This is a genomic window from Bdellovibrio svalbardensis, from assembly GCF_029531655.1.
GTDB lineage: Bacteria > Bdellovibrionota > Bdellovibrionia > Bdellovibrionales > Bdellovibrionaceae > Bdellovibrio > Bdellovibrio svalbardensis.
In genome coordinates this window covers 1-24,868 of record NZ_JANRMI010000002.1, presented here as the reverse complement: position 1 = coordinate 24,868, position 24,868 = coordinate 1, and the positions used below count along the sequence as shown (strand labels likewise).

The 24,868-nt window shown below is 44.5% G+C and carries 14 protein-coding genes and 1 tRNA gene; 8 read left to right on the top strand and 7 right to left on the bottom strand.

Features of this window, described 5'->3' with window-relative positions:
• Positions 1-39 precede the first annotated feature (39 nt).
• Together NWE73_RS05570 and NWE73_RS05565 are read left to right on the top strand one after the other, a co-directional pair.
• Complete coding sequence (locus NWE73_RS05570) at positions 40-492, top strand: hypothetical protein (protein ID WP_277577300.1); 453 nt, start codon at positions 40-42, stop codon at positions 490-492.
• A 136-nt stretch (positions 493-628) separates the two neighbouring features.
• Positions 629-704, top strand: a tRNA-Gln gene (locus tag NWE73_RS05565).
• Between the two features lie 246 nt (positions 705-950).
• Here NWE73_RS05565 and NWE73_RS05560 read toward each other — a convergent pair.
• From NWE73_RS05560 to pip, 4 genes are all read right to left on the bottom strand, one after another.
• On the bottom strand, positions 951-2,564 hold the full coding sequence (locus NWE73_RS05560) for an SH3 domain-containing protein (RefSeq protein WP_277577299.1): 1,614 nt from the start codon (positions 2,562-2,564) through the stop codon (positions 951-953).
• Positions 2,565-2,594: 30 nt separating this feature from the next.
• The gene (locus NWE73_RS05555) at positions 2,595-2,831 is read right to left on the bottom strand and encodes a hypothetical protein (protein ID WP_277577298.1); all 237 of its coding nucleotides are present in this window, start codon (positions 2,829-2,831) and stop codon (positions 2,595-2,597) included.
• A gap of 161 nt (positions 2,832-2,992) precedes the next feature.
• On the bottom strand, positions 2,993-5,182 hold the full coding sequence (locus NWE73_RS05550) for a hypothetical protein (protein WP_277577297.1): 2,190 nt from the start codon (positions 5,180-5,182) through the stop codon (positions 2,993-2,995).
• 254 nt (positions 5,183-5,436) lie between these two features.
• Positions 5,437-6,399, bottom strand: coding sequence for a prolyl aminopeptidase (gene pip / locus NWE73_RS05545; RefSeq protein WP_277577296.1), 963 nt, complete (start codon positions 6,397-6,399; stop codon positions 5,437-5,439).
• 253 nt (positions 6,400-6,652) lie between these two features.
• Here pip and NWE73_RS05540 point away from each other — a divergent pair, with 253 nt between their 5' ends.
• The 4 genes from NWE73_RS05540 to NWE73_RS05525 all read left to right on the top strand — a co-directional run bounded on the left by NWE73_RS05540 (position 6,653) and on the right by NWE73_RS05525 (position 19,482).
• A complete protein-coding gene (locus NWE73_RS05540; protein WP_277577295.1) occupies positions 6,653-13,771 on the top strand; it encodes a tail fiber domain-containing protein in 7,119 nt (2,372 codons plus the stop codon).
• 173 nt (positions 13,772-13,944) lie between these two features.
• On the top strand, positions 13,945-14,688 hold the full coding sequence (locus NWE73_RS05535) for an endonuclease I family protein (RefSeq protein ID WP_277577294.1): 744 nt from the start codon (positions 13,945-13,947) through the stop codon (positions 14,686-14,688).
• Positions 14,689-15,009: 321 nt separating this feature from the next.
• Entirely contained in the window at positions 15,010-15,882 is an 873-nt protein-coding gene (locus tag NWE73_RS05530; protein ID WP_277577293.1) for an ABC transporter ATP-binding protein, read from the top strand.
• Positions 15,883-15,900: 18 nt separating this feature from the next.
• On the top strand, positions 15,901-19,482 hold the full coding sequence (locus NWE73_RS05525; RefSeq protein WP_277577292.1) for an ABC transporter permease/M1 family aminopeptidase: 3,582 nt from the start codon (positions 15,901-15,903) through the stop codon (positions 19,480-19,482).
• A gap of 74 nt (positions 19,483-19,556) precedes the next feature.
• On the opposite strand, the gene NWE73_RS05520 is transcribed toward NWE73_RS05525, so the two are convergent.
• Positions 19,557-20,099 (bottom strand): Hsp20/alpha crystallin family protein, encoded by a 543-nt coding sequence (locus tag NWE73_RS05520; RefSeq protein ID WP_277577291.1) that lies wholly within the window; start codon positions 20,097-20,099, stop codon positions 19,557-19,559.
• Positions 20,100-20,223: 124 nt separating this feature from the next.
• Positions 20,224-20,883 carry an Hsp20/alpha crystallin family protein gene (locus NWE73_RS05515; RefSeq protein ID WP_277577290.1) on the bottom strand — a complete coding sequence of 220 codons (660 nt, stop codon included), beginning with the start codon at positions 20,881-20,883 and terminating at the stop codon, positions 20,224-20,226.
• 346 nt (positions 20,884-21,229) lie between these two features.
• Here NWE73_RS05515 and NWE73_RS05510 point away from each other — a divergent pair, with 346 nt between their 5' ends.
• Complete coding sequence (locus tag NWE73_RS05510) at positions 21,230-22,525, top strand: beta-sandwich domain-containing protein (RefSeq protein ID WP_277577289.1); 1,296 nt, start codon at positions 21,230-21,232, stop codon at positions 22,523-22,525.
• A 122-nt stretch (positions 22,526-22,647) separates the two neighbouring features.
• Here NWE73_RS05510 and cfa read toward each other — a convergent pair whose 3' ends face one another.
• A complete protein-coding gene (cfa, locus tag NWE73_RS05505) occupies positions 22,648-23,781 on the bottom strand; it encodes a cyclopropane fatty acyl phospholipid synthase (RefSeq protein ID WP_277577288.1) in 1,134 nt (377 codons plus the stop codon).
• A gap of 265 nt (positions 23,782-24,046) precedes the next feature.
• Here cfa and NWE73_RS05500 point away from each other — a divergent pair, with 265 nt between their 5' ends.
• A complete protein-coding gene (locus tag NWE73_RS05500) occupies positions 24,047-24,766 on the top strand; it encodes a response regulator (RefSeq protein WP_277577287.1) in 720 nt (239 codons plus the stop codon).
• Positions 24,767-24,868 lie beyond the last annotated feature (102 nt).

Genomic DNA, 24,868 nt, shown 5'->3' with positions numbered 1-24,868 from the left:
TCTTCGCGTAATTTTGAATAGCAACAAAAGGACGACGTCATGAATTCAACTTTGCTCAGACTGCCCGCTTTAGCCATTTCAACTGCGCTTGCGGCATTAATGCTTTTGACTTCAGAAGCTCACGCTGGCGCGGTTATTCCTACCGAGGCCGAGTTCTCTGGTTACAAGCTGAGCCTGCACAATCGCGATGGCCTGTGCGTGGTGGTGGCCAATGATAAGTTGGATATCAATTTAAAGATCAAAGCCCCTTGCCAGTTCCACCGCGAACCTAACGGCAAACTGCGCGTGCACCAAACAGGAAAAAATCCTGCATTTTTGGTAGAGCACTCCATCAAACTGCCAGCCCCCAGCAACGACTGCGACACTCAAATCCAAGCGATTCGTTCAGTCAAAGGCAAGCTCGAGGCCTCCCCGGTGGCCAGTCATGCAGCAGCTTGTTTACCTTTTAGGTGGGACCAGAAGGTGTTCGATGGCTTGTTTTCGCCTCCTTAGGGTGGTTCCGCACATAAAATTGCTCTAAAAGAAAGCAAGTTCGGTCCAGCTTTAAGATTGCGGCCTTATTGCAGTGCATCTTTCATTGATTTTAAAGGGGAAAATCCGTAACTTGGCGTTTCGAAACTATTCTTGTTGGGGTGTCGACAAGTTGGTAAGTCAACAGATTTTGATTCTGTCATTCGCAGGTTCGAGTCCTGCCACCCCATCCATTTTTTTAAACCACCGACAGGTGGTTTTTGTTTTTTAAGCAATCAAAAGTAAAATCAATAATCTAGTAAGATCAAGCGTCGCTTTTCGTCGTCCATCTATCTCATTTTTTCTCAAAGGGAACTCATCCCACCTGCCGACTTTTGTGGTTATATCTGGTGGTACTTTGACGGTGCTGATTACCTTGAGAGAATCTTACTCGCATGGCGGAATTTCTTTTACCCGACTTTGCTTAAAGTATTCCAATATCATTTGCGAATGACTCTTTTAAGACGAAATGACTTGAGGAACAGCTCTTCACCGAGATCCTTACACATCTGTTTAATTGCCTGAGAAACCAAATCATCAGTCACTTTTCCTGGATCCAATCCCATATCACTAAAAATTTTTTGTATAGTCGGAATCAGTTTCGCTCTAGGAGCGATCATCTGAATGTATTGTGCAGGAAAATAATCTTTCAAAAGATTAGGAAGCATTGGCTTAAATAAAAACTCTACTTCGTAGGAAGTGTAACCAAAGGCACTCACTCTCTTGTCCGTGACCAAACATATCTCACCGTAGGCAGAAACAATATCGCCAAGTTGATAGTCAGCCGACAAAGCCTTTACGACTTTATCACCTGCTTCGTCACGCTCCTCGGATTTCTCCATCATGCCCATCAATCCTTTGGGCTGAGTTTCCAATAGATTATGACAACCTAAGATCACATGCCGGGCAGTAACAATATTTTTGCCGAAGAGCGCTTTTGCTTTTTCAGAACTAACTTCACCAAAAAATTGACCAATTGATGCGTGGATCGCTCTGCTGGGAGCGGAGTACCCGCGTTCATAGCTAATTCCTAAGGCCAATTTTTGTTGCGGGGTAGCTAGGGCAAATGCCTCTTTGATTCTAGCGTTTGCACTTTTTAAAATTCGCTTAGAGTTAGTATCAAATTTTTTTGGATCAAAACCTTTATCAAGAAACCAGGCGCGCTTTATATCTATATTGGATAAAATACTTTTTATAGCCGAAATGTCATAATCAATTTGGTGCTGAACGTTCCCGCTTTCGAAGCCGTAAAATTCCTTAAAATCTTTTTGCACGCGGCGAAGAGTCTCAAGTGATGAACAATAAAAATAGAGCTTATAGTACTCTTGATCGTTAGTTGTCTTAAAAAGAATCTGATCCACCAAAATCTCGGTCAGCTTCCTGTTCCACATTTGCATTTCATCATGAATTGCTTCCAAAACGACGCGACTCACTCGCTCCGTCACATCCTGCTGAATTAGATCTTCTTTTGATTCAGATAACAGTTCGCTCCAGCGGAGTGCGGCCGTTGCAACCTTCATGACCTCATCAGTACAACCATACAAGAAGAAATCTTTAACACTACTGTGAGCGGTAGCAGCTATTCGAATATATCCGACCTCATCCATTTTGATATGAGTAGACACATCCTTTATGCCCTGAAAAATCATCGTAACAAGCACATCTAAGGATTTATCCGAAAATCGAGATCGCTTTGATGTTTTCGTCTGTTCACTTACAGCGCGAAGATTTTTAAGAGGCACCCAACCTTCATTTCCGGCGCTATTTTTTACCCAAGCCCAACCAAACTCTTCGTTAATCAAACTGACTGATTCACCCTTTTCAACTCCCAACTCAGTCGCGTCGTAATTCTTTATAACCTGTCCGAAGTTTCCATTAATTTGGAGATACTTCTCAGACACCCATCCACTTGTCCCATTCGCATCCAAACAGAAAACCCACCCCAGCCATTCCGGATTTGTTTCTCTTTCGGTGATTGTTACATCCTCTCCAACCTTTAATCTAATTGGAGATGTATAGACGACTTCGTAAGTTTCGACGACTTCATAGATCATCGGACCAACCTTCTTTATTGCAAAATTTTGCTATTCATTAGCCTTGATGCGAGCTTGAATCATTTGATCCAGGCCTATTAAAGCCGAATATCGTTGAGAACCTACCAGCTGACTCACAAAACAAGCACTCACATGGGGCTCAAAGAGTACCTTGTTGATCGGCTTAAGATGAACCTCGACCCTTCCAATTATTGTCTGACTTTGATCCCACAGCATGATCGAATTGTTTCGTACTTTGTGGTACTTTTGCAATTCGTGTTCAGTCATTTCAATGGTTTAAGCCTGAAAACATAACCCCATCCATTTAAAATCCGCTCCCGCGGGTTTTTGCATTTCTGTAGTGATTGGGTGTAGTTATCGACCCAATAACTACTAGGTTCGGCTCATACGTTTTTATCGACCACTTCAAAAAATCGTGCTCCGCAAATTTAACTATTACCGATTTCAAATAAATGAATGGAAGAGAAAATCTTTTGAACCAATCCTTCGCATTTTGTTTTGAACAAAACTACAAAGATAAATGCCACCAAACCCCAGCTTGCTTTATCGACTAATGAATTATCAAAAAATATTTTCACAGTTCGAGATCTATTAATCTCACCCTCTGCAAAATATTTTTTTAATAACAGTTTCATTCCTTTAATAATTAAAATTAACATTGAAGTATAAATTAGAACCAAATCAAAAAAAGTAACATTTAGTGAAACTGACAGCCCATAAGTCCCGAATAATGCAATCAACGCACACACAGTGAGAGGGAAGAAAATATACTTCCAAATTCGGTTTTCAAATTCTAGAATCTTAAACTTTTCTAACTCCTGAACATTTGCTTTTATTGCTTCAAGCTCACCTTGCGCTCCGATTAACTCATCGTTTTTTTGGCTGAGCCCCTCTCGCATCAGAAGTAGATCGCTTTCAGCACTCCTAAGCTGCTCATTTTTTTTAACTACATAGGATTCTAATGTTGCGGATTCATCCATAGCACGCTGCAAATCATTCTTAAATATTCCAAGAGCCGCCTCCCGAATAAAATTTTTCTTTTCTTCGGGCGTTAACGAATTAATTCGAACCCTTAACGCTTGGTCTTCCAATATTTTCTCAACTTGGCTCTCAGTTAGTTGATCATGATCTTTATAGGCAGCTAGACCTTCCAAAATCGAAATTGAGACTTTTTCTGCATTAGAATCAAATTTATTTAAAGAAAGGAAGAAGTTCAAATTTTCTAACGACATCTTACGAGCTACATCTGTATCAATCGACCAAAAACTCAACAACTCTAAAAAAACAAGAGGTTCTAAAACATGCCTTTGCAATGGGCTACCTTTGGATACTTTTTTATCAAATGGAATTAGCAAGGAAAAGTCCTGTGACAAGACCCAGTACTCAGATTTTGCCAATGAATTAATAGAATCTGAACGACGCTTTTTGCAAAATAAAACTAACATACTATCGTGCTCGAGACTTTTATATTCCCGCTGTTTATCTTCTTTCAGTTTCTTTTGAAATTCATACGCTTCGCCTGTTAAAGCTTGAACTTCGGCCAAATTACTTTGTCGAAAGTCTTCGCTCTTAAGAACTTGAATGTCTTTCTCTCGAAGTAACATTGGAAAATTTTCAGTATATGGTTCAAAATATTTTTTTGGAGGAATCGGCTTGTTTAAAGTTGCTTCATAAAACTTGGCCCGAACGCCATGTAGGTTTTGTCTCACAAACACTTTTTGAGTGATGCCGTCTAATGGGTTTTGCTCCAAGGCGCGATTTGCGGCAATCAGAACATTTGTCGTCTCTTCGAGAGTTTGATCCATAACATAGAAGTGGAGATCAATATTACCCTTGAGTGATTCTCGAAAAGAAAAAATTCTCAAAATGGCATCGTCGTACAAACTTTTATGTAGAGAAAATATCGACAACAAAGCATTTGAGTCCAAAAGAATTCGGAATATGTATTTGCCGGATGAAGAGCGTTTAAGTAAACGTTGAGCAGAACTATCCAGACCTAATGCGGCCGTAATATAATATACATTTAAATGATTTAAAATTAGCTTAGAAATATTTGACTCGCGGTGAACAAAAATTTCATGAGAAATTGATACGACTTCTGAATGGCAAATTGGAAAACAATCCCTTATTAAGTCAACCGGAAGAGTTCTACTATGGTTAACTTTATTCCTGAGTAAATCAAAAACTTCTGAACCGTAAAGCTCGACCAATTTTGGAATAAACTCTTTTGAATATCTCTCCCACGTTACCTCATTCACTCCAGACAACGAATATCTAATGAGATAATCTTGAAATTCTTCCGCCGCTATCGCATCTAAATTTGTCCTTTCTTGCTGAAGAATTAAAATTTCTGACTTTCGTTGCTCAGAGAGCTTGTAGAGATCCCCTACTTTAAAAATTGCCTGCTTACTGATTAAATTTTGCAGACATCTTTCGACTTTCAAATTATCTATTTTTAGCCCCAAAGAACTATTTATAATTGCTGTTAAAGACTCAAGGGAAATTAACTCATTTTCGTTGAACATCGAAAACTCGATAAACTGTGTAATTGCAGTAAGATCCCACTCTGATTTCCAAAGTTCCACATGGTGCACTAAATTTTCAACTAACTTACCCATCAAATACCATCCCACTAAAATTGATCTGACATATTAAGTTTTGTTTGTTTATATTTTAAGAAGATAATAAATACATCAGACAAAGGTCCTGTTTGAAAGAATCTGATTTCACTCATGTGTATTTCAATCAGTCATTAAAAATTAAAGACGCTGTTGAAATTGCTCACGGATACTCGACTAAGCAAGAAACCCGCAGATAAGTCAGCGGGTTTCTATAAAAATGACACTCATTTTTATAAGCAAATTAATTGAGTTCATATCGACATCTTTCCCACAAGTTCACTCTCCATTTTCGCTACAGCCTTTGTCACCGCTTCAACCATACCGCTCCCTCCGTGACCCTCATTTTGAAGAATGACCAGCTCACTGCCCGGCCAAGCCTTATGAAGGCGCCAAGCAATTTCTAACGGGGAACTCACATCAAGTTTACCGTGAATCAACACGCAGGGAAGATGCTGAATGGTTTTAAGATTCCTTAGAATCTGCTGGTCACCAAGGAAGGCCCCATTCTTCCAATAGTGAATTACCAGAGTTGCAAATAACATACAAAAATCTGGATCTTGGAATTTACTAAAAGGGGTATGACGAGGATCAAGAGACACGTGAGTGTCCTCCCATTCGCACCAGGCTTTAGCTGCCGCTTCTCGCATTGTCAGATCAGGGCTTGTGATCTTTCGATAATAGGCATCAATGATTCGTTCGCCCGGCTCTGGTTCTGCCATCGCAGCAAACCGCTCCCACTCGATAGGAAAGATACGTCGCATATCTTCTGTAATCCATTCGACCTCTTGATGTGTGGTCGTGCAAATTAACGCCAAGATCAATCCCATAACTCTGTCAGGATGGGCTTGGGCATAGGCAAGCGCCAGAGTTGTTCCCCAAGAGACACCATAAAGAAGCCACTGATCCACATTCAGGTGCGTTCTTAGTAACTCGATATCTGAAATGAGACTCTGAGTGGTATTCGTTTTAAGATCTTCCAGGCTACTGGTAGCCAGAGGTCTGCTTCGACCGCATCCTCTTTGTTCAAACGAGACGATACAAAACTTTTCGGGATCGAAATGTCGACGATATCCCGTCATAATTCCTCCACCGGGGCCGCCGTGTATATAGATAGCAGGCAAACCTTTTGGATTGCCTGAGGCCTCCCAGTAGATTTCATTTCCATCTGTTGTTGCCAGGTAACCAGTTCTAAATGGCTCAATGGGTGGGAACATCGTTACTTCTTATCCTCCGATAGTTAAGAGCTTATCTAAACTTTGTAGGTAGTCATCAAACTAATGCTTTGGATACGCCGACTGCCCACCATTACGCTGACTTAAGAGCTACCTTGCACGCTCTAAAAGCTGCACAACACCATCCCGCTGATCCACATCCATATATGAAACACTTTAATCACAGAAGACCTCAGAATTTTCAAACCTCATCCCGATAAAGACTCGGTAAAGACCGAATACCGAGGAGCTAATTTTGAATAATCTGGTATGCTTTTCAAAATTAAAATTGTTGATTCCCCGCTCGCTGCTAGCAGTGATGCTAGTCGTTGCACCACTGAATTTATTGGCGGCACCGGCTGCATTAACTTATCAAGGTCGAATTGTTAAAAGCGATGGCAACCCTCTGGAATACAGTGCAGTCGGCTTTATTTTTCAAGTCACAGATCCTACTGGTTCTTGCGTTATTTACCAGGAACAAGTCAGCGGCTACAACATGGTTAACTCCAATGGAATTTTTGATGTACCCATCGGAAAAGGAACCATCAGTTTCCCTTTAAGTGGAAGCTATACAATTTTGGATGCTTTTAATAATTCTGTCGTTCAAAGCTGTGGAAATTGCAGCGGCTATACTTGCTCCGTGAGTTCTTCGACTTACACTCCAGTCATGTCTGATGGACGTCTGCTTAGAGTTCAATTCTATGATGGCGTAGGTTGGAAAACTATTTCTCCAGACACTGCGATTCGATCTGTTCCTTTTGCGGCATACGCTCACGCGGCGGACAAATTGGGAACAAATACCGCTTCTGATTTTCTTCTCAAGGCCGGGCTCCCTACTTGCGCCGCGGGAACTTTCCTCACTTGGAATGGAACTGCTTTGACCTGCAGCCCTGCGGGAGCAGGTTCTGTAACAAGTCTTACGGGCAGCGCCCCACTCTCTGTTATTAATGGAACGACCACTCCGACGATCTCTATCGCAAAAGCCACTTCCACCACAGATGGATATCTATCCGCTGCGGACTGGAATGCCTTTAACAACAAACAGGCCACAGGAAATTATATCACTACGCTGACTGGGGACGTGACCGCTACAGGGCCTGGTTCCGCAGCTGCAAGCATCGCTAAAATCCAAGGCAGCACGGTGACGCTGACCTCTCCACAAACGGCAGACTACTTCCGCTATAATGGAACCGCATTTGTGAATTCACCTCTGCAAGCGAGTGATCTCACAGGAACTATTTCCGCAACAAATCTTCCCGCCTTTTCTGGTGATGTGAATTCTGCTGCGGGCTCGAGCATTTTAACCTTAAGTGCAACTGGAACTGCGGGCACTTACTATAAGGTAACAACGGACTCGAAGGGTCGTGTCACTTCTGGTGCAACTTCTCTTCTTGCTGCTGATATTCCAAACCTGGACTGGAATAAAATTACCACCGGAAAACCCACCACCTTGAGTGGATACGGAATCACCGATTCTTTGGTCAGCAACCTGGGGGGAACTCCGGGAATTCAAACAGGTTTAGACGCGAGCAAACCGGCCTCCCCTTCTACGGGAACTATCTACTTTGCGACAGACTCAAAAACGATCTATCAATATAACTCCAGTGCATGGGTGAATATCGCTTCATCGACAGGTTCTGGCGGGACGGTCTCCAGTGTGGGGCTTTCACTTCCTAGCATTTTCTCAGTGACGAATTCTCCTGTGACAAACACTGGCACTCTGACCGCCACACTCGCAACACAGTCAGCTTCAACAGTTCTTGCAGCGCCAGCTGCGGGTGGGACTCCCATATTTAGAACTTTAAATATTTCTGATATCAAATCGAAGGTTTCTGGGGACTTCTTCACGGCTTCTGGTGGATGTCCCTCTGGGCAGACTCTGACTTATACTTCTGCGAATGACACTTTAAGTTGCCAGGCTTACTCTTTGACCAATTCACAAGTGACGGCCGCTTTGGGGTATAGCCCAGCAACATCTGCACTCAACTCTGGTCAGATCTTCGTCGGCGATGCCACCAACACTGCAGCACCAGTTACCATGAATGGTGATGCGATACTCTCAAATGCAGGCGCTTTGACTCTGGCCTCGTCAGGTGTGACCGCAGGCACTTATAAATCTGTGACTGTGGATGCTAAAGGTCGCGTGACTTCGGGTGCAAATCCGACAACTCTGGCAGGTTATGGGATTACTGATGCCGTGAAAAATGCGGGTGGCGTTGGCAATATCTCTGCGGGTCTTGATGCTGTAAAGCCTGGTACTCCCGCTTCCGGGGACTTGTTCGTGGCGACAGATTCACAAAAAATTTATCGCTATAACGGAGCCTCTTGGGATCTTATCAGCTCTGCAGGTGGAAGTGGTGGCACGGTCACGTCAGTCGCCACGGGTACAGGCTTAAGCGGCGGCACGATCACTGGAACAGGTACGATTGCTGTCGCTGACACTGCTGTTGCTGCAGGATCTTATGGCTCTGCGACTCAGGTGCCAACATTCACGGTGAATGCTCAAGGTCAGTTGACTGCTGCCGGAAATACAGCCATTGCTCTTCCGTGGAGCGCCATTACCTCAGGGACTCCGACGACTCTTGCTGGTTATGGCATCACAGATTCTTTGGTTAGCAACTTGGGGGGAACTCCTGGTATTAAAACTGGAACAGATGCCACCAAACCGGCTTCTCCAGTAGCGGGAACTATTTATTTTGCAACAGATACAAAAACCATTTATCAGTACAATGCCGGTTCTTGGGTGAACATTGCTTCGTCCACAGGCTCTGGTGGTACAGTGTCCAGTGTGGGGCTTTCACTTCCTAGCATTTTCTCAGTGACGAATTCTCCCGTAACAAACACTGGCACTTTGACGGCCACACTTGCCACCCAATCGGCTTCAACGGTTCTTGCTGCTCCCGCTGCGGGCGGCACACCGACCTTTAGAACTTTAAATATTTCTGATATTCAATCGACGGTCGCTGGATCCTTTTTCACCGCTTCTGGTGGATGTCCTTCTGGGCAGACTCTGACATACACTTCTGCGACTGATACCTTAAGTTGTCAGGCTTACTCTTTAACCAGCTCACAAGTGACGACGGCTTTGGGTTATAATCCGGCAACATCTGCATTAAACTCTGGTCAGTTCTTCGTTGGTGATGCCACCAACACTGCTGCACCCGTCACTATGAGTGGTGATGCGATTCTTTCAAATGCAGGGGCTTTGACTCTGGCCTTTTCAGGTGTGACCGCGGGCACTTATAAATCTGTGACTGTAGATGCTAAAGGTCGCGTGACTTCGGGTGCAAATCCGACAACTCTGACTGGCTATGGCATTACGGATTCCTTGGTCAGCAACCTGGGTGGAACTCCTGGAATTCAAACAGGTTTAGATGCAAGTAAACCAGCTTCCCCTTCTGCTGGAACTATCTACTTTGCGACGGATTCAAAAACGATCTATCAATACAACTCTAGTGCCTGGGTGAATATTGCTTCGTCCACCGGCTCCGGCGGGACGGTTACGAATGTGTCTTCTGCAAACTCTGACATCGGTGTGGCAAGTGGCACAAGCACACCTGTTTTGACTTTGAACTCCGCAAGTGCAAATACAGCCAGCACGATTGTGAAGCGCGATGGCTCCGGAAACTTTGCGGCGGGTGCTGTGACTTTAAGTACGAGCGCGATCTTTAAAGATACCGGCGCAAATACAGTCACAATCCAAGCCCCAACAAGTATTGGAACAAGCTATGTGTTAAAACTCCCCGCGAACGTCGCTTCTGTCGCGGGCCAAGTTCTTACTGCTTCTGACACCTCGGGAACTCTGGCTTGGTCCACTCCCTCGACGCCATCATTGGCTGATGGGAAAATTTGGGTTGGTCAAACAGGAACTGCCACGGCAGTAACACCATCAGGAGACCTTTCCACCACGAACGCTGGAGTCTTCACCGTTGGGGGCATCAAAGGCAAAACTGTCAGTGCCGCGCCAACCATCGCAGGACAAGTTCTGCGCTATGATGGAACAAATTGGACTCCTAATTTTATTTCAATGTTGGATCTTCGCTCGACAATCACAGGCACGACGGCTTTGGCCAGTGCATGCACCGCCAGTCAAACTTTGACTTACAACTCTGTCGGCGACAACTTAACTTGTTCAAATATCGCCATTGCTGATTCACAAATCACTTATGGCTCCCAGGCCGCCAAAACTTTCCTGGCGGCGCCAACCGGGGCTGCGGGTGCGCCAACTTATCGTACTATTGCCAGCACAGACCTGCCGACTACGGGAGCCACAGGTCTTTATATGAATGGTGGTAACTCCTTCGGGGCCGCCGCCACTCTTGGAACAAATGATTCAAACACTTTGGGCTTTAAAACAAATAACTCCACGCGAATGACAATCGATACGTCAGGAAACGTGGGCGTCGGCACTGCGAGCCCGCAGAAATTTTTCGATGTGCGTGGCGACTCTATATTCTACTCTTCGAACACGCCTTACTCTGAAGGAACCAACTTGTTCTATACAAGCAATGCCGCCAATGGCGGTGGTTACAACTTGCATTTGGGTGCCGTTGGCGCAGCTCCCGCTGCAGGTACTTTGAAAGCGGCGATGAGAGTTCGCGGCACCAATGGAAACTTCTGGATCGACAACTACTACGGCAGTACCGACCATACACTTCTAGAAGGTGACAACACAAATAACAACTTGTGGTTGGTGCCATCCACCGGAAAAGTGGGAATTGGAACCACTTCACCCGGGGCTGCCTTGGATGTTAAGGGTGCCATTCGCATGTCTGGAGCAACCAGTGGTTACACTGGCTTTCAACCTGCAGCAGCAGCTGGCTCCACCGTGTGGACTTTACCCGCTACAGATGGAGGAAATGGACAATTCCTGATGACAGATGGTGCCGGCACTTTGTCTTGGGCAAATTCAGGCAGCGGTTCAGCTGTCACATTGCCTGTAGGATCTGCGGCCGCACCATCTTTGAATTTTACTGGTGATACGACAACGGGTCTCTATCAAGGTGGTGCGGGTGTAGTCGGCATCAGCTCTGCGGGATCTCCTGCTGCCACCTTCTCAAGCTCTGGCTTAACATTGGCTGCGAACAAAGGATTAACTCTTTCATCAGGGACGGGAACAATCTCTCAAACCTATACAGGCAACGGAACGGCACAATCCATCACGGCCAACTCTCTAACTAACGGTTCAGCATTGGCCATCTCATCATCATCCATGACGAACGGAAATCTTCAGTCATTAACTGCCAACGCTCTTCAGTCGGGCAACATTTTATCATTGAGTGCAGTCAATGGATCCCAAGCTGGCCTTTCAAATGCGGTGGGCCTGAATCTTAATATGAATATCACCTCAGGCTCTTCATCAACTGCAGTGGGAGTGAAATCGGTTGTCGCTCTGACAGGTGGATCGTCGACAGCTTGGGGTGGTTACTTCTCGGCCAGCGGCGCCAGCACTAACTACGGTCTTATTGTTGCCGCAGGAAGTACGGGTATCAGCAATACCGCTCCAGCCACTCCACTTGAAGTTGCGACGGCTAATATCGCCGCACGCCCGGCCTCTGCCACAGCGACCATCAACTCTAACGTCGGTGGCGCCAATGGAGCCGGAAGTTATGATACTTTGGTTTTATCAAATGGTGGCACGAATCCTTCCACGTCCATTTATGGTTCGGCCTTGAGCTTCAAAGCCGCAACCTATGGTGGGACAAGTTCACTTTCTACCGGCCGAATTCTTTCATATTTTGATACTTCAGGAGGATCGAACCCTGGTTATCCAGGTGCAATATTAGCTCTTCAATATCCCACGGCGGACAACACCTACGGCACAGGAATGGTTTTGCGAAATGGCAATGTGGGTATCGGGACAACCAGTCCTGGTTCTACCCTCGATGTTTCGGGTACGATTCGCACAGATACGATCTGTGACCGCACCGGCGCTAACTGTAAGACCATTTCTGGTGGCTGGGGAGCTGGAGCCTTCCCATTGTCCGGAACAGATGGAACAGTTTCAGCGCCAACCTATTCGTTTGCCAATAATACGAACACTGGCATGTATAACAGTGCGGGTGTACTAAGCTTCACCTCTAAGGGAACTGCACGTTTAACCCTTGATAGCGCAAGTAATAGTATTGCGAGCGGCAATTGGCAATTTAACGGGACTCCTTTGTCTTCTTCTTGGACAGTCATTTCCAGTGGTTCAGCGGCAAGCCCGAATATTAAATTTAATGGCCTCGGCAGTGGGATGTTCTTTACGTCTGGTACGGAGATGCTCGGCTTTTCAACTTCAGCTACCGAAAGAATGCGCATCGATGCTTCAGGAAATGTCGGCATGGGGACGACTTCTCCGCAAGGGCCACTGGATGTCCAAGGTGGAACGTCCTCCGGTGCAGCAGCGCCCATCACCTTGGTTGGACAGAATGCTAACAGCGGTACTTCAAACTCTGGTGGTAATATTGTTCTTACAGCCGGGAATGCTGCAGCGGCCGCCTCGAATAGGGCCGGTGGCAACGTCCTCATCACCGGTGGCGTTGGTGCTTATATTAGTGGTAGTCCGATTTTGTCGCGTGGTGGAGGAGTTACCATCACTGGTGGAACTGGAGCTTCTTCAGGCCAAGGTGGTGCGGTTTCGATGCTTGGTGGTAATGGTGGTGCAACCCTTGGTGCAGGCGGTAGCGCCAGCGTATCTGGTGGTACTGGAAGTGGCACTTATCAAGGAGGCGCTGTATCCATTACCGGTGGAACTGGAGGCGCTACAGACGCGAATGGTGGTAATGCGACCGTGAATGGGGGGGCTCCCGGTGGAGCTGGAAGTTACGGGAACGTCCTTTTGGCCAATTCGGGTGGCAACGTCGGGATTGGAACGTCAACTCCGTCATACAGCCTGCACGTGGTAGGTACAGCCGGTCTTAGCTCTGGTACCGCATGGACGAACGCCTCTGACATTCGCCTCAAGGATATTCAGGGAGATTACGAATACGGTCTTAACGAAGTCCTGCAACTTCACACAGTTCGCTATAACTACAAGAAGGACAATCCACTGGGTCTTCCTTCCGACTTTTCAAAAACAGGTTTTATAGCCCAAGAAGTTCAAAAAGTGATTCCGGATGCCGTGAGCACTCGTAAAGACGGCTATCTAGAACTCAATGTGGACCCCATTCACTGGGCTGTCGTGAACGCCATCAAAGACCTTTATAAAAAGTGGTTCGACGATAGCGTCGCCCAGAATCGTGAAATCGCCTCGCTAAAGGCTCAAAAGGCGGATAAAGTCGAATTGGAAGCCCTAAAACAAGAGAACGCCGCGAAAGATAAAGAGATCAATGAACTCAAAAATCGCCTTGAAAGAATCGAGAAAGCTCTAACCCAGCACTCGGGACAATAGCGCACATAGTCGATCGCGGCTCCGGTTATGACGGCTCCTTTGTCAGGAATCCATTTTTATAATCAGCCGCACCAAGACAAACTGCTGTTCATGATTGAAACACCAAAATCCCTTTGATACTGGACGCATGTCTTCTTTCTGAAGATCTTGTGCGACCTATCCAGGGGGGAAAAATGGTCCGTTCGTTTGTTATCTTATCAGTTGCATTACTCTTAACTTCAATAGCAGCCAGAGCCGACCTTCGCAGCGATTTAAAAAAACAGGTAATTTCCAGCCACCATCCAATTTCTTACGACCAAGCGCAAGTAGCACTACTCGGAAATGTGGCACTTATTCGTTTGAGTGACGGCTCTTACGCTGTCGACGAAGTTTACTGCTCCACTCCTTATGGTTCAACCCACCTAGGAAATTCAGTCGGTCCAGGCAAAGAGCCATCTTCAATGATCATCAATGTTGAACATACTGTTGCACAATCTTGGTTTAAAGGACGAGCTTACTTCAATGTTGGTAGAGCCGACTTACATCATCTTTATCCGTCAGACTCCAAAGCCAACTCAATGCGCGGCAACTTCCAATTTGGCGAAGTGACTGAGATTAAGAACACTCCAAAATGTTTTGATGAACAAAGACAAACTATTTCGACAGAGTCAAAACTAGGCAGTGGCAATGGCGGCAATCTTGTTTTTGAACCGCCGACTAAACACAAAGGCAATGTTGCAAGAGCGGTATTCTATTTTGCAATTCGCTACGACTTCCCAGTACCATCTGCTTTAGAAGCAACTCTACGCCGTTGGAACAAGCTTGATCCTGTAGATCAAACAGAATTAGACCGCAATGATGCCATTGAGAAAATTCAGGGCAATCGCAATCCCTTTATTGATCATCCGGAGTATGTTGATCAAATCTCTAAGTTCTAGTTTTCTTAATACGCCCTTCCCAAGGCATCCAATGAAAAACGAAGCCCCGTCGAGATGACGAGGCTTCTTTTTTATTCTTTAACGTGATTCTTAAATATCTAGAATTCCACATCGACTACAACTTGAACTTAACCAAACTCTTGGACTCCGCTTGCGGCGACGGTGTTGCATTGCATTCATCCACGAGAGCAAAACATTTCTAATTTCAGGTTCTGATAAGTTTCGACTCCGCGTTGTATACGCATTTTCCCCAACACTCCCCCACTTTTCATTCGAAACTCCGCGCATTTCATGATCTAAAAACAGTACGGAGTTTAAACAATGCTAGAAGTTTCTGCCCTCAATAAGACTTATGCGAACGGTGTTAAAGCCATCAATAATATTGATCTTAAAATTGGAAAAGGAATGTTTGGTCTGCTCGGACCGAATGGCGCTGGTAAATCAAGCTTGATGCGCACGATTGCCACTCTTCAAGAGCCTGATTCGGGATCAATCAAATTCAACTCTTTAGATGTGCTGGCGGAAAAAGAGAACATGCGTTCAATCCTGGGCTACCTGCCCCAGGATTTTGGCGTTTATCCAAATTCCAACGCCGAAGATCTTTTGCATCATTTGGCAATCCTTAAAGGCATCACAGATTCTAAAAAACGCGCCGACATGGTGGCTTACCTACTTGAGATGACGAATCTGACAAAGCATAAGAAGAAAAACCTGGGCGGATACTCTGGCGGGATGAGACAGCGCTTTGGGATCGCACAGGCTTTGTTGGGAAGTCCGCAAGTCATTATTGTGGATGAGCCCACCGCAGGCTTGGATCCGGAAGAGCGTGATCGTTTTCATAATTTGCTAAGCTCTATTGGCGAAAACGTCACCGTCATTCTTTCGACACATATCGTGTCGGATGTGTCAGATCTTTGTAACGACATGGCGATTATTAATGGCGGTCAGGTTCTTGTGCAGAAGTCCCCGTCTGAAGCGTTGAAGCTGGTTCAGGGGAAAGTCTGGAAGCAGATTGTTTCTAAAGATTCGTTAGAGTCGGTGTCTGCCAAGCACAAAGTGATCTCGTCAAGATTGACCCACGGCAAAGTGATGGTGCGGGTGTTCAGCGATGGATCTCCTGGGGCCGAATTCGAGGCTGCGCCGGCGGATCTTGAAGACGTTTATTTCTCTTACATCAAATCTTACCTCGCTTAACGTTCGGAGCTTTTTCAGATGTTTGCTTCATTGTTTGCCTTTGAGATTAAGAACCGACTGCTTCGTTGGTCTTCGTTGATTTATTTTTTAGTCTATTTGAGCTTGGCTTTTCTTATTGGGATCTCATTTGCAGGAGCCTTTAAAGGCGTCGTGGTCAACTTTGGACTTTCAAATAAACTTGTCTTAAACAGTCCGGTCGTTTTGAGCTATCTGATTTGTTTTTTAAGCTACTTGGGACTTTTGGTGGTCGCCCCTATTTTTGGACAATCTATCAACCAGGATTTTGAATCCGGCTTTCAACAGATTCTTTTTGCCACGCCGATTCGTAAGTTCACCTATTTCTTCGTTCGCTATTCGGCCTCGGCCATTGCATCGCTGGCGATTTTGTCGTCTTTGGCGATTGGACTTTGGCTTGCGACCTTAATGCCCTTTGTGGATCAAAGCTTGGTGGGTGCAAATCATCTGAGCTATTACCTGAATCCCTATTTCTTTTCATTAATCCCGAATATTTTGATCTTTGGTGCGATCTTTATTTCAGTCGTGTCTTTGGCAAAAAAAATGGCCCCGGTTTATGTGGCCAGTATTGCCGTGTTTACAGGTTGGATGATTTCACAAAATCTCACCAGTGATCTTGAAAACAAACTGGTTGCTTCGCTCATTGAGCCCTTCGGCCTAGAAGCTACTTCCCAAGTGATTCGCTATTGGTCCGTGGCAGAGCAATCAACCCAAAACATTCCCCTAACTGGGTATCTGCTTTATAACCGACTGCTTTGGTTTGCCGTGGGTTTGGTATTCTTGCTGGTAGGGTATATCTCATTCAATCCATTCAAGGCTCCTTCCGCTTCTAAGAAGAAAAAGAAGGTTCTTGAGATTGAAGAGAAAGCCTACGAGAAAATTGATTACAGCCGGATTCAGGCGGAATCTAAAACTAGCTCGTGGAAAGTCTTCTTGGGACTTGCGGTTTCGGAATTCAAGCAGGCTTTCTCGAACGTTTACTTTTTGATGATTCTGTTATGCGGATTGCTGTACATCTTTGCTATTAGCGGCGAGATCGGCAAATTCTATGGCACTGAAACCCTGCCCGTGACTTATCACGTGCTAGATGTGGTCAGTAACACCTTTAGTTTGTTCGTGATCATCATCACGACTTATTATGCCGGGGAACTGGTCTGGAAAGATCGCGAGCTTAAGTTTAACGAGCTGGTGGATTCAAAACCAGTTTCTAATCTTTACCTGTACCTTTCAAAACTCTTGTCCTTGAGTTTAATTCAAGTCTTCCTGGCTGTGGTGATTTTCCTTTGCTGTATTTTGATTCAAACCTTTAAGGGCTATCACAAGTACGAATTCGGTCTTTACTTCCAACATCTCATTGTCTATTGGCTTCCTGCCAAGATTCTGACTTGCATCTTTGCCCTGTTCATCCAAAGTGTTGCCAAGAACAAGTACGTCGGCCATTCGTTTGTGGTTTTGTATTATATCGCCTTGATCTGGCTGCCCAGTTTTGGCCTGGATCACAAGCTGTACCTTATTGGGGTTCTACCTCACGCTTTCTATTCTGATATGAATCAGTATGGTGCAACTGCATGGCCTTTCTTTGTCTTTGCAGTGTATTGGGGGCTATTCCATATCGCCTTGGCGGACCTGACGGTGCTTTTCTGGCGCCGTGGATCCAACCTCACTTGGAAAGAACGTCAGAAAGAATTTTTCCAACGCATTAATAAAACTCATAAGGCAGTTCTGACTTCAAGCCTGGTGGCTTGGGCTTCAGTAGGTGGATTTATTTTCTACAACACCAATGTGCTGAACATCTATAAGACTCAAAAGCAGCAAGAGCAGGATCAGGTAAACTATGAAATCAGATACAAGTCTTATGAACATAAGGCCATGCCGGAACTGATTGATGTCAATGTCAAGGCCGACATCTACCCCGAGACTCAACAGCTAAAAGCGTCTGCGACCTTGATATATAAAAATAAAACGAAAGAAGATATTTCTGAATTCCTGATGTCGTTCAACGACCAAATCCAGGTGCAGAAGTTTGCTTGGAGCAACGAGGCTACATTAGTTAAGAAAGATACAGACCTGCCAGTTTCTCTTTATAAGTTTGCGAAACCAATGAAACCCGGCGACGAAGTGACTTTGCACTATGAGGCCGAGCTGTCCCCCAAGGGTTTCCAAAACTCTGATTTCTCAAAAAAGATTGTCGAAAACGGCAGCTTCTTCTATGGCTCAGACTTCATTCCCATGATGGGCTATAACGATGGCGGAGAGATCGCACAGGACAAAACTCGCCGGAAATACAATCTGCCGGAACGCCCACGCATGAATGATATCAAAGATCTGACAGCTTTGAATAAAACTTATATCAGTTCCGAGGCGACTTGGATTAATTTTGAAGCAACGGTCAGCACGACGTCTGATCAGATCGCGATCGCTCCGGGTTACTTGCAAAAGGAATGGAACGAAGGCGGTCGTCGTTATTTCCATTATAAAATGGACCGACCGATTTTGAATTTCTTTGCTTTCATGTCAGCCCGCTATGAGGTCCTGCGCGACAAGTGGAATGATGTGAATATCGAAATCTACTACCACCCGGGCCACATTGAAGATCTGCAGCGCATGGTGAAGTCGATTAAAAAATCTTTCGATTACTTCACTGTAAACTTCTCTCCGTATCAGTTCCGACAAGCCAGGATTTTGGAGTTTCCGCGCTATCAAATGTTTGCACAGGCTTTCCCGAACACTATTCCCTATTCAGAAGCCATAGGCTTTATCGCGAAGGTGGATGACTCGAAACCTACAGAGATCGACTTCCCGTTCTATGTCACCTCTCACGAGATTGCCCATCAGTGGTGGGCTCATCAAGTCATTGGCGGCAATGTTCAGGGCGCGACGATGTTATCAGAATCGCTAGCTCAGTATTCAGCTTTGATGGTGATGGAGAAAGAATACGGCCCCTTAAAAATGCGTAAGTTCTTAAAGTATGAACTGGATAAATATTTAAAAAGCCGCGGCAGCGAAACCAAAAAAGAACTTCCTTTGGCTTACAACGAAAACCAGCCTTATATTCACTACAATAAGGGCAGCATTGTGTTCTATGCCTTAAAAGACTATCTGGGCGAAGAGGTTGTGAATAAAGTCCTTCGTGACTTCATCAAGGACGTTGGTTTTCAAGATGCTCCCTTCACCCGTTCGGTGGAATTGGTTGAACGTTTTAAAAAGGTCGCCTTGCCAGAGCAGAAACATCTGATCACAGATCTTTTTGAAACAATCACCTTGTGGGACAATCAAACCCGCAAAGTGACTTATAAAAAGAATGACAAAGGATATTTGGTGACACTCACCACACAAAACCAAAAACTTCGCGCGGATGAGCTGGGCAAAGAAACTGAAGTTCCTTTGCAAGACATGATCGACATTGGCGTCACTGACAAGGATGGCAACTTTCTTTACTTGAAAAAACACTTGGTGAAATCAGGCGCGAACGAATTCAAGATTCAGGTCACGACACTTCCCGCCAAAGCGGGCGTGGATCCCATCAATAAGTTGATTGACCGAATTCCTGACGACAATCTGGTGACTGCGGAAGAAGAGAAATAGAAAGTGGCCATCCAATCTTTGGAGTGGCCACTTGTAGGATACCTAGGATCACAGTCCTAGAGGGGGGATGGGATTTAAGACACTTTTACGTCCTTAAGTTCTTTCGCTTCCTTCTTGGGACCTAAAAGTTTACTGAAGATGCTATCTTGGCCCGTTTGGATTTGAATAGTTCTTCCTTTTGCAGATTCGGCTTTAGGAAGAGCCACATTCAAAACGCCATTTTCATAATGAGCTTCGATTTTTTCAAGATTGATAGATGTGGGCATAACAAAGGTTCTTTCGAACTTTCCATAGGCACGCTCATGGTAAAGAGTCGCCTCGCCATCTTGCTGCTTCACTTCACGTTGGCGCTCGCCTGAAATAACCAGGTTATTACCTTGCACTTCAATTTTAATATCTTCTTTTCTTACGCCTGGCATATCGAAGCTGACCAAATAGTGATCCTTGCTTTCATGGATATCGCAGCTTGGTTGAAAATTCACTGTACTTGCATACGTTGGTCGCAAAAAACCATCAACAATCCGATCAAAATCGCTAAAAACATCTACCATACGATCGGGAGATAAATTACGACGTGACCATGTCCAGTCTGTTGATAGTGGGCTTAACATTCTCATTTTGTACCTCCTATAGTTGTAGTTATAAATTTTTAACCAATTCAAGTTGTTCTGTGTTTAATGTGTGCTGCTTAAATATTCTGTCAAGTTGATCAAATTATTTTTTTCAAAATCAAGTACACCGTCAGACACTCACCTTCGGGAACTTCAGTACGATTTTGTCTTTTTCAGGAGTCATCTGCATTTTATCTGCATTTACATTATCAGGTAATGGGAACGTTCGATTGAATGTCGACTTATAGAAATGCAAAGTAGATATTCTGTCGGTCTCATCGGTTCCAATATCCTGATTCTTTTTCTCCACGGTCCCCGTTATAGTGACGTACCCATTCTCAACTTTTGTATCAATAGATGTTGGGTTGAGATCATTAATTCTGATGTCGTAGTAAATAAAACCATCGTCTTCTCTTTTAGAGATGCCATAGGTACCGCCGCCACCGAGTTTATCCGAAAACCACGATTCAAAAGAATTACTTCTTGTTTGATCTTCGCCAGCAAACTTTCTCATTCGCTTTTCCATTTGCTCGCGCATTCTTTTCATCTGCCTGAATGGATCTTCTTGGTCAAAAATATCGTCATCGAAGAAACCGTCGAAATTATTCCGGAACCGGTTTTTATGATCGAAAATGTCCTCGGTGGGAGATTCGATCTTTGGTGCTTTGTGAGAATCGCCCTCAAGTTTCAGGCGCAGTGCTGGATTCATTTTTAACACTGCCAATACAGCGACGCCTCCGACGACAGCGCTCGCAGCGGGAATCATTAATTTTCTAAAGGACAAATTCATAATTCCTCCTTTTTAGGAATTGGCCCTCATTTTTTAGAAAAATGTGATCACTTTTTTTCTCGTCAAGTTCGACTGGAAATATTTTTTGAAAATTTAGTATTTTCAAATATTTAAGAAAACCGCTTATGCCGCAACATATAGACAGGCAATCCACTGCAGATTGCAGTTCATCCTGACATTTAGCATTCATTTACAGTTCTGTTATTTAGCGTACAAAATGACAATCCAAGACATCTGATTTTAAACAACTCGCTCTTTTTTCTTCGAGATTTTTCCAGACTAAGGTTCAGAATCACTGCTCAGGCAAAATGCTTCTGACTTAATAATTCAAGAGAAAGGAATCGAAATGGATCGTCATTCAATGTACAAAATTCTAACTTCCGTCCTATTGCTTCAAACTGCGGGGATAGCTCACGCCTACACGATAAGTCCCTCTTATCAAAATGTCACTGAGGCTCTGGCTGCACCACCGGTTGAGCCAGCACCCTCTTTTGAAGGCTCCGCTCGAATTGGCTCTATCACCCGTCAGGCAGGTGGTGACATCTATAGACTGGATTTGTCGCGAGCAATTCCTCTCACACAATTAAAAGTAAAACCCCAAGCCGGCCGTGTACGAATTATCGAAACTGTTCTGGTCACGGACAAGAATGAACGCATCCCTGTTAAGACATTGACCAATGTCACTGTCGCAGCCACCGACGCGGCCCTGGTATCTGAAAATCTCAATCCGAATGCAATAATCGCGGTGATTGAAATTAAGGCAGAAGCCATGGGAGGCGATGCGACTCTTGACGTGAAAGCGGTTTCAAGTAAAGAAGCTCCTCAACTTACCTTACGTGAAGAGCTTTCATGCAAACAAAAAATTGACCCAATTCTTAAAGATGGATTGGACACAGTTCAAAAATGGGCTTCTCGTGTGGAAGGAAGTGCTCCTGGATCCATCCAAGAGAAATATACAATCCAAGAGTTCAATAAGTACGTGAACTACTTCATCACAACATTGAAATCTGGGAAGCCATCTTATGCGTCTACTGAATACACTTTGGTTCTTTTGAACTTCTTCACAGAGCGCTATAACGCGAGTCGCGAAGGCAGTGCTTTGGAATTGGGCTACAAAACCATGGCCACTGAAACTTTCAGCTCTCTTTTGACATCCATTCAAAGTGATCAACCTTGCCGCAACGTCACCAGCGAAGGTCTCATCAATATCGCCCTCGACTTCCAAAAGAAGTATGAAACTGTTAAATCAGACAGTCGCGCAGGTAAGCTTTATGAAATGATGATCACTGAAATCGGGAAAGTGATTCCGGCACAGTATCGTAGAGAGCTCGCTACGAAGAACTATGACTTCCGCGCAGCAGATACCGAAGGAAACAAGTATTATAAGTCGTACACCACAAGCAAGCCTGAAAGCATTCTAAAAGCCACTCAAAGAGACATGAGCCTTGCGGCCTATGCTGTGGCAGAAAAAGCGCTTCTTCAGGAAGTTAAACAAATGGACAATGAGCAAAGATATCAACTCATTGTTGAGTTCCAAACCAAGTACAACGACCCTACCCATTTCCATCAGGAAACAATGATGAAGTATCTTTTGATTCTATCTGAACAAGGTACTTTGTTCCGCATCTACATCTCCAAGTAGATACGAAAATTTACTCGAGACGCCCGCTGCAAAACAAGAGCGGGCTATCTCAAAGAAAAAGGCGGTCACAAGACCGCCTTTTTTCTATCTACTTTACATGTGATCTCATTAAACGCTGAACACTACCGGATGCCTTTATACCCCTCGAGGACGCCATTCTTTGATAATACAATCTGCCACAGCTGATTGCTTCGTGCGCGAAACGATCCAGCACAGCAAAGAAGATAGTACTTCCATTTGCGATAGAATGTCTTTTCATACTTTCCCGAAAGCGCCGGCCAGTTTCTGTCGAAGTTTTCATACCATGCCAACAGTGTCTTGTCGTAATCAACTCCAAAGTTGTGCCAATCTTCCATGACAAAGACGTCTTCAATGCTCTGGCCTATTTGCGCGATCGATGGAAGCATTGAGTTTGGAAAGATATGACGTTCGATCCATGGATCGGTGCCGCTGGAGGATTTGTTACCGCCGATGGTATGAAGTAAGAAAAGTCCATCATCGGTCAAACAATCAGCCGCTTTCTCGAAAAAGGTTTGATAGCTTCTTTTTCCCACATGCTCGAACATGCCCAAAGACACAATTCGATCGAACTTTCCTGTGACTTCACGATAGTCCTGCAGAAGGATCTCAACATCCAGACCTTGACAGTTTTTGCGGGCTACGACCGCCTGCTCTTCCGAAACCGTCACCCCCACACCTTGCACTTGATACTTTTCTGCACAGTATTTTAGAAACCCTCCCCAACCACAGCCAATATCCAAAACTCGCATGCCTGGTTGAATGGAAAGCTTATCGCAGACAAGTTGGAGCTTTCTTTCTTGAGCTTCTTCGAGGTTCTTGGCGTCTTTCCAATAGCCACAGGTGTAAATCATTTTTTCATCCAGCATGGCCTTATAAAGATCATCACCCAGATCGTAATGAAACTCCCCAATCAAAAAGGGATCGTTCCGACTCGAAAGATTTAAGACTTTTGATTTCAATGATTGGAGCAAGAACAATGCAGGATTCACTTCCTCATCCAGTTTTGCTCGCAGCAAAAGAAAGAAGAACTGACTTAGATCATCGCAGTCCCACCAGCCTTCTACATAAGAGTCACCCAGCCCCAAGGAGCCTTGTGCGAGAACTCTGTTATAGAATCTAGGATTGTGGACTTTGATATCTGAACAAGCGGTGCCATTTACCACAATTCCGGCACGTCCCAGAATCTCACTGAGAAAATCCTGTGAATCAATCCGAGAGAGTGTTTCAATATTCAATTTCTCCTCCTTTGCTTTTGAAATTCAATTCAAATTTATTTCATCCAGGATGGAGAAGTATCAATAGCATTTACCTTAATTTGCGAACGATCATACAGGGGCCTAAAATAATATTTCACTGAGACTGGCAAAGCTTCGGCTTCATACTTTGTTTCTTCCTGGCAATGTTTGACATTAAAATGCGGTAAGCTCGATCAGATTAGTTTGTTAATAAACAAAACTTATGAATACATTACGGTCCACGAAACAGTTCGAGGGGGTTAATATGAAATGTTTGATAGTAGAAGATGACTACGAAATTGCATCACTAGTAAAACAAAGCCTTATTGAAATGGATGCAACAGTCGATATTGAATTCAATGGACGACAGGCCTACGAAAGAGCCATTTCAAATAATTACGATATTATCATTTTGGATCTGATGCTTCCTGATATGGATGGTTATACCTTTACCAAATCTCTTCGGGAAAAAGAGATCCATGCGCCAATTCTAATTCTGAGCGCGTTACGCGAGCTTGATGATCGCTTAAAAGGTTTGAATCTGGGAGCGGATGACTATCTGTCCAAACCCTTTGCGACAGCTGAACTTCAAATTCGTGTAAAAAATCTGTTAAAGCGCTCGCAAAATATCTCTGAAGTGACTCAATTGATATTCCAAGATTTGAAATTGAATCGATTAAATCGCAATGTGATCCGTGGTGAAAAGAAGTTAGATTTACTCTCTCATGAATTCGCCTTATTGGACCTCCTGATGAGCAATCCCAATAAGATTCTCTGTAAACAAACTATCCTCAAAGAAGTTTGGAACTATGACTTCGATCCGCAAACAAATATTGTAGATGTCTTAGTCTGCCGACTTCGCTCCAAGATGGAACGCAATTTCCCCACACGCATGCTCTATACGGTCAGAGGCGTGGGATATATCCTTAAATCGGAGTCTTCCAACGCGCCCAGGATCAATCTAGATAGTATGACTCTTTCATGAGCTTATAAGAATTCGCTAATGCACATAGAACCCGCCGTTGTGTGGGTTCTTTTATCTTCAACAATTCAGTTTAATAAAGCGTCACTCACTCAGAGATAGATG

Excerpts from the sequence above, each read along its gene's own strand:
- NWE73_RS05555 (WP_277577298.1), bottom strand. The coding sequence starts at position 2,831 with ATGACTGAACACGAATTGCAAAAGTACCACAAAGTACGAAACAATTCG.
- NWE73_RS05525 (WP_277577292.1), top strand. The coding sequence starts at position 15,901 with ATGTTTGCTTCATTGTTTGCCTTTGAGATTAAGAACCGACTGCTTCGT.
- NWE73_RS05530 (WP_277577293.1), top strand. The coding sequence starts at position 15,010 with ATGCTAGAAGTTTCTGCCCTCAATAAGACTTATGCGAACGGTGTTAAA.
- NWE73_RS05560 (WP_277577299.1), bottom strand. The coding sequence starts at position 2,564 with ATGATCTATGAAGTCGTCGAAACTTACGAAGTCGTCTATACATCTCCA.
- NWE73_RS05520 (WP_277577291.1), bottom strand. The coding sequence starts at position 20,099 with ATGAGAATGTTAAGCCCACTATCAACAGACTGGACATGGTCACGTCGT.
- NWE73_RS05515 (WP_277577290.1), bottom strand. The coding sequence starts at position 20,883 with ATGAATTTGTCCTTTAGAAAATTAATGATTCCCGCTGCGAGCGCTGTC.
- pip (WP_277577296.1), bottom strand. The coding sequence starts at position 6,399 with ATGTTCCCACCCATTGAGCCATTTAGAACTGGTTACCTGGCAACAACA.
- NWE73_RS05535 (WP_277577294.1), top strand. The coding sequence starts at position 13,945 with ATGGTCCGTTCGTTTGTTATCTTATCAGTTGCATTACTCTTAACTTCA.
- NWE73_RS05510 (WP_277577289.1), top strand. The coding sequence starts at position 21,230 with ATGGATCGTCATTCAATGTACAAAATTCTAACTTCCGTCCTATTGCTT.
- NWE73_RS05550 (WP_277577297.1), bottom strand. The coding sequence starts at position 5,182 with ATGGGTAAGTTAGTTGAAAATTTAGTGCACCATGTGGAACTTTGGAAA.
- NWE73_RS05570 (WP_277577300.1), top strand. The coding sequence starts at position 40 with ATGAATTCAACTTTGCTCAGACTGCCCGCTTTAGCCATTTCAACTGCG.
- NWE73_RS05500 (WP_277577287.1), top strand. The coding sequence starts at position 24,047 with ATGAAATGTTTGATAGTAGAAGATGACTACGAAATTGCATCACTAGTA.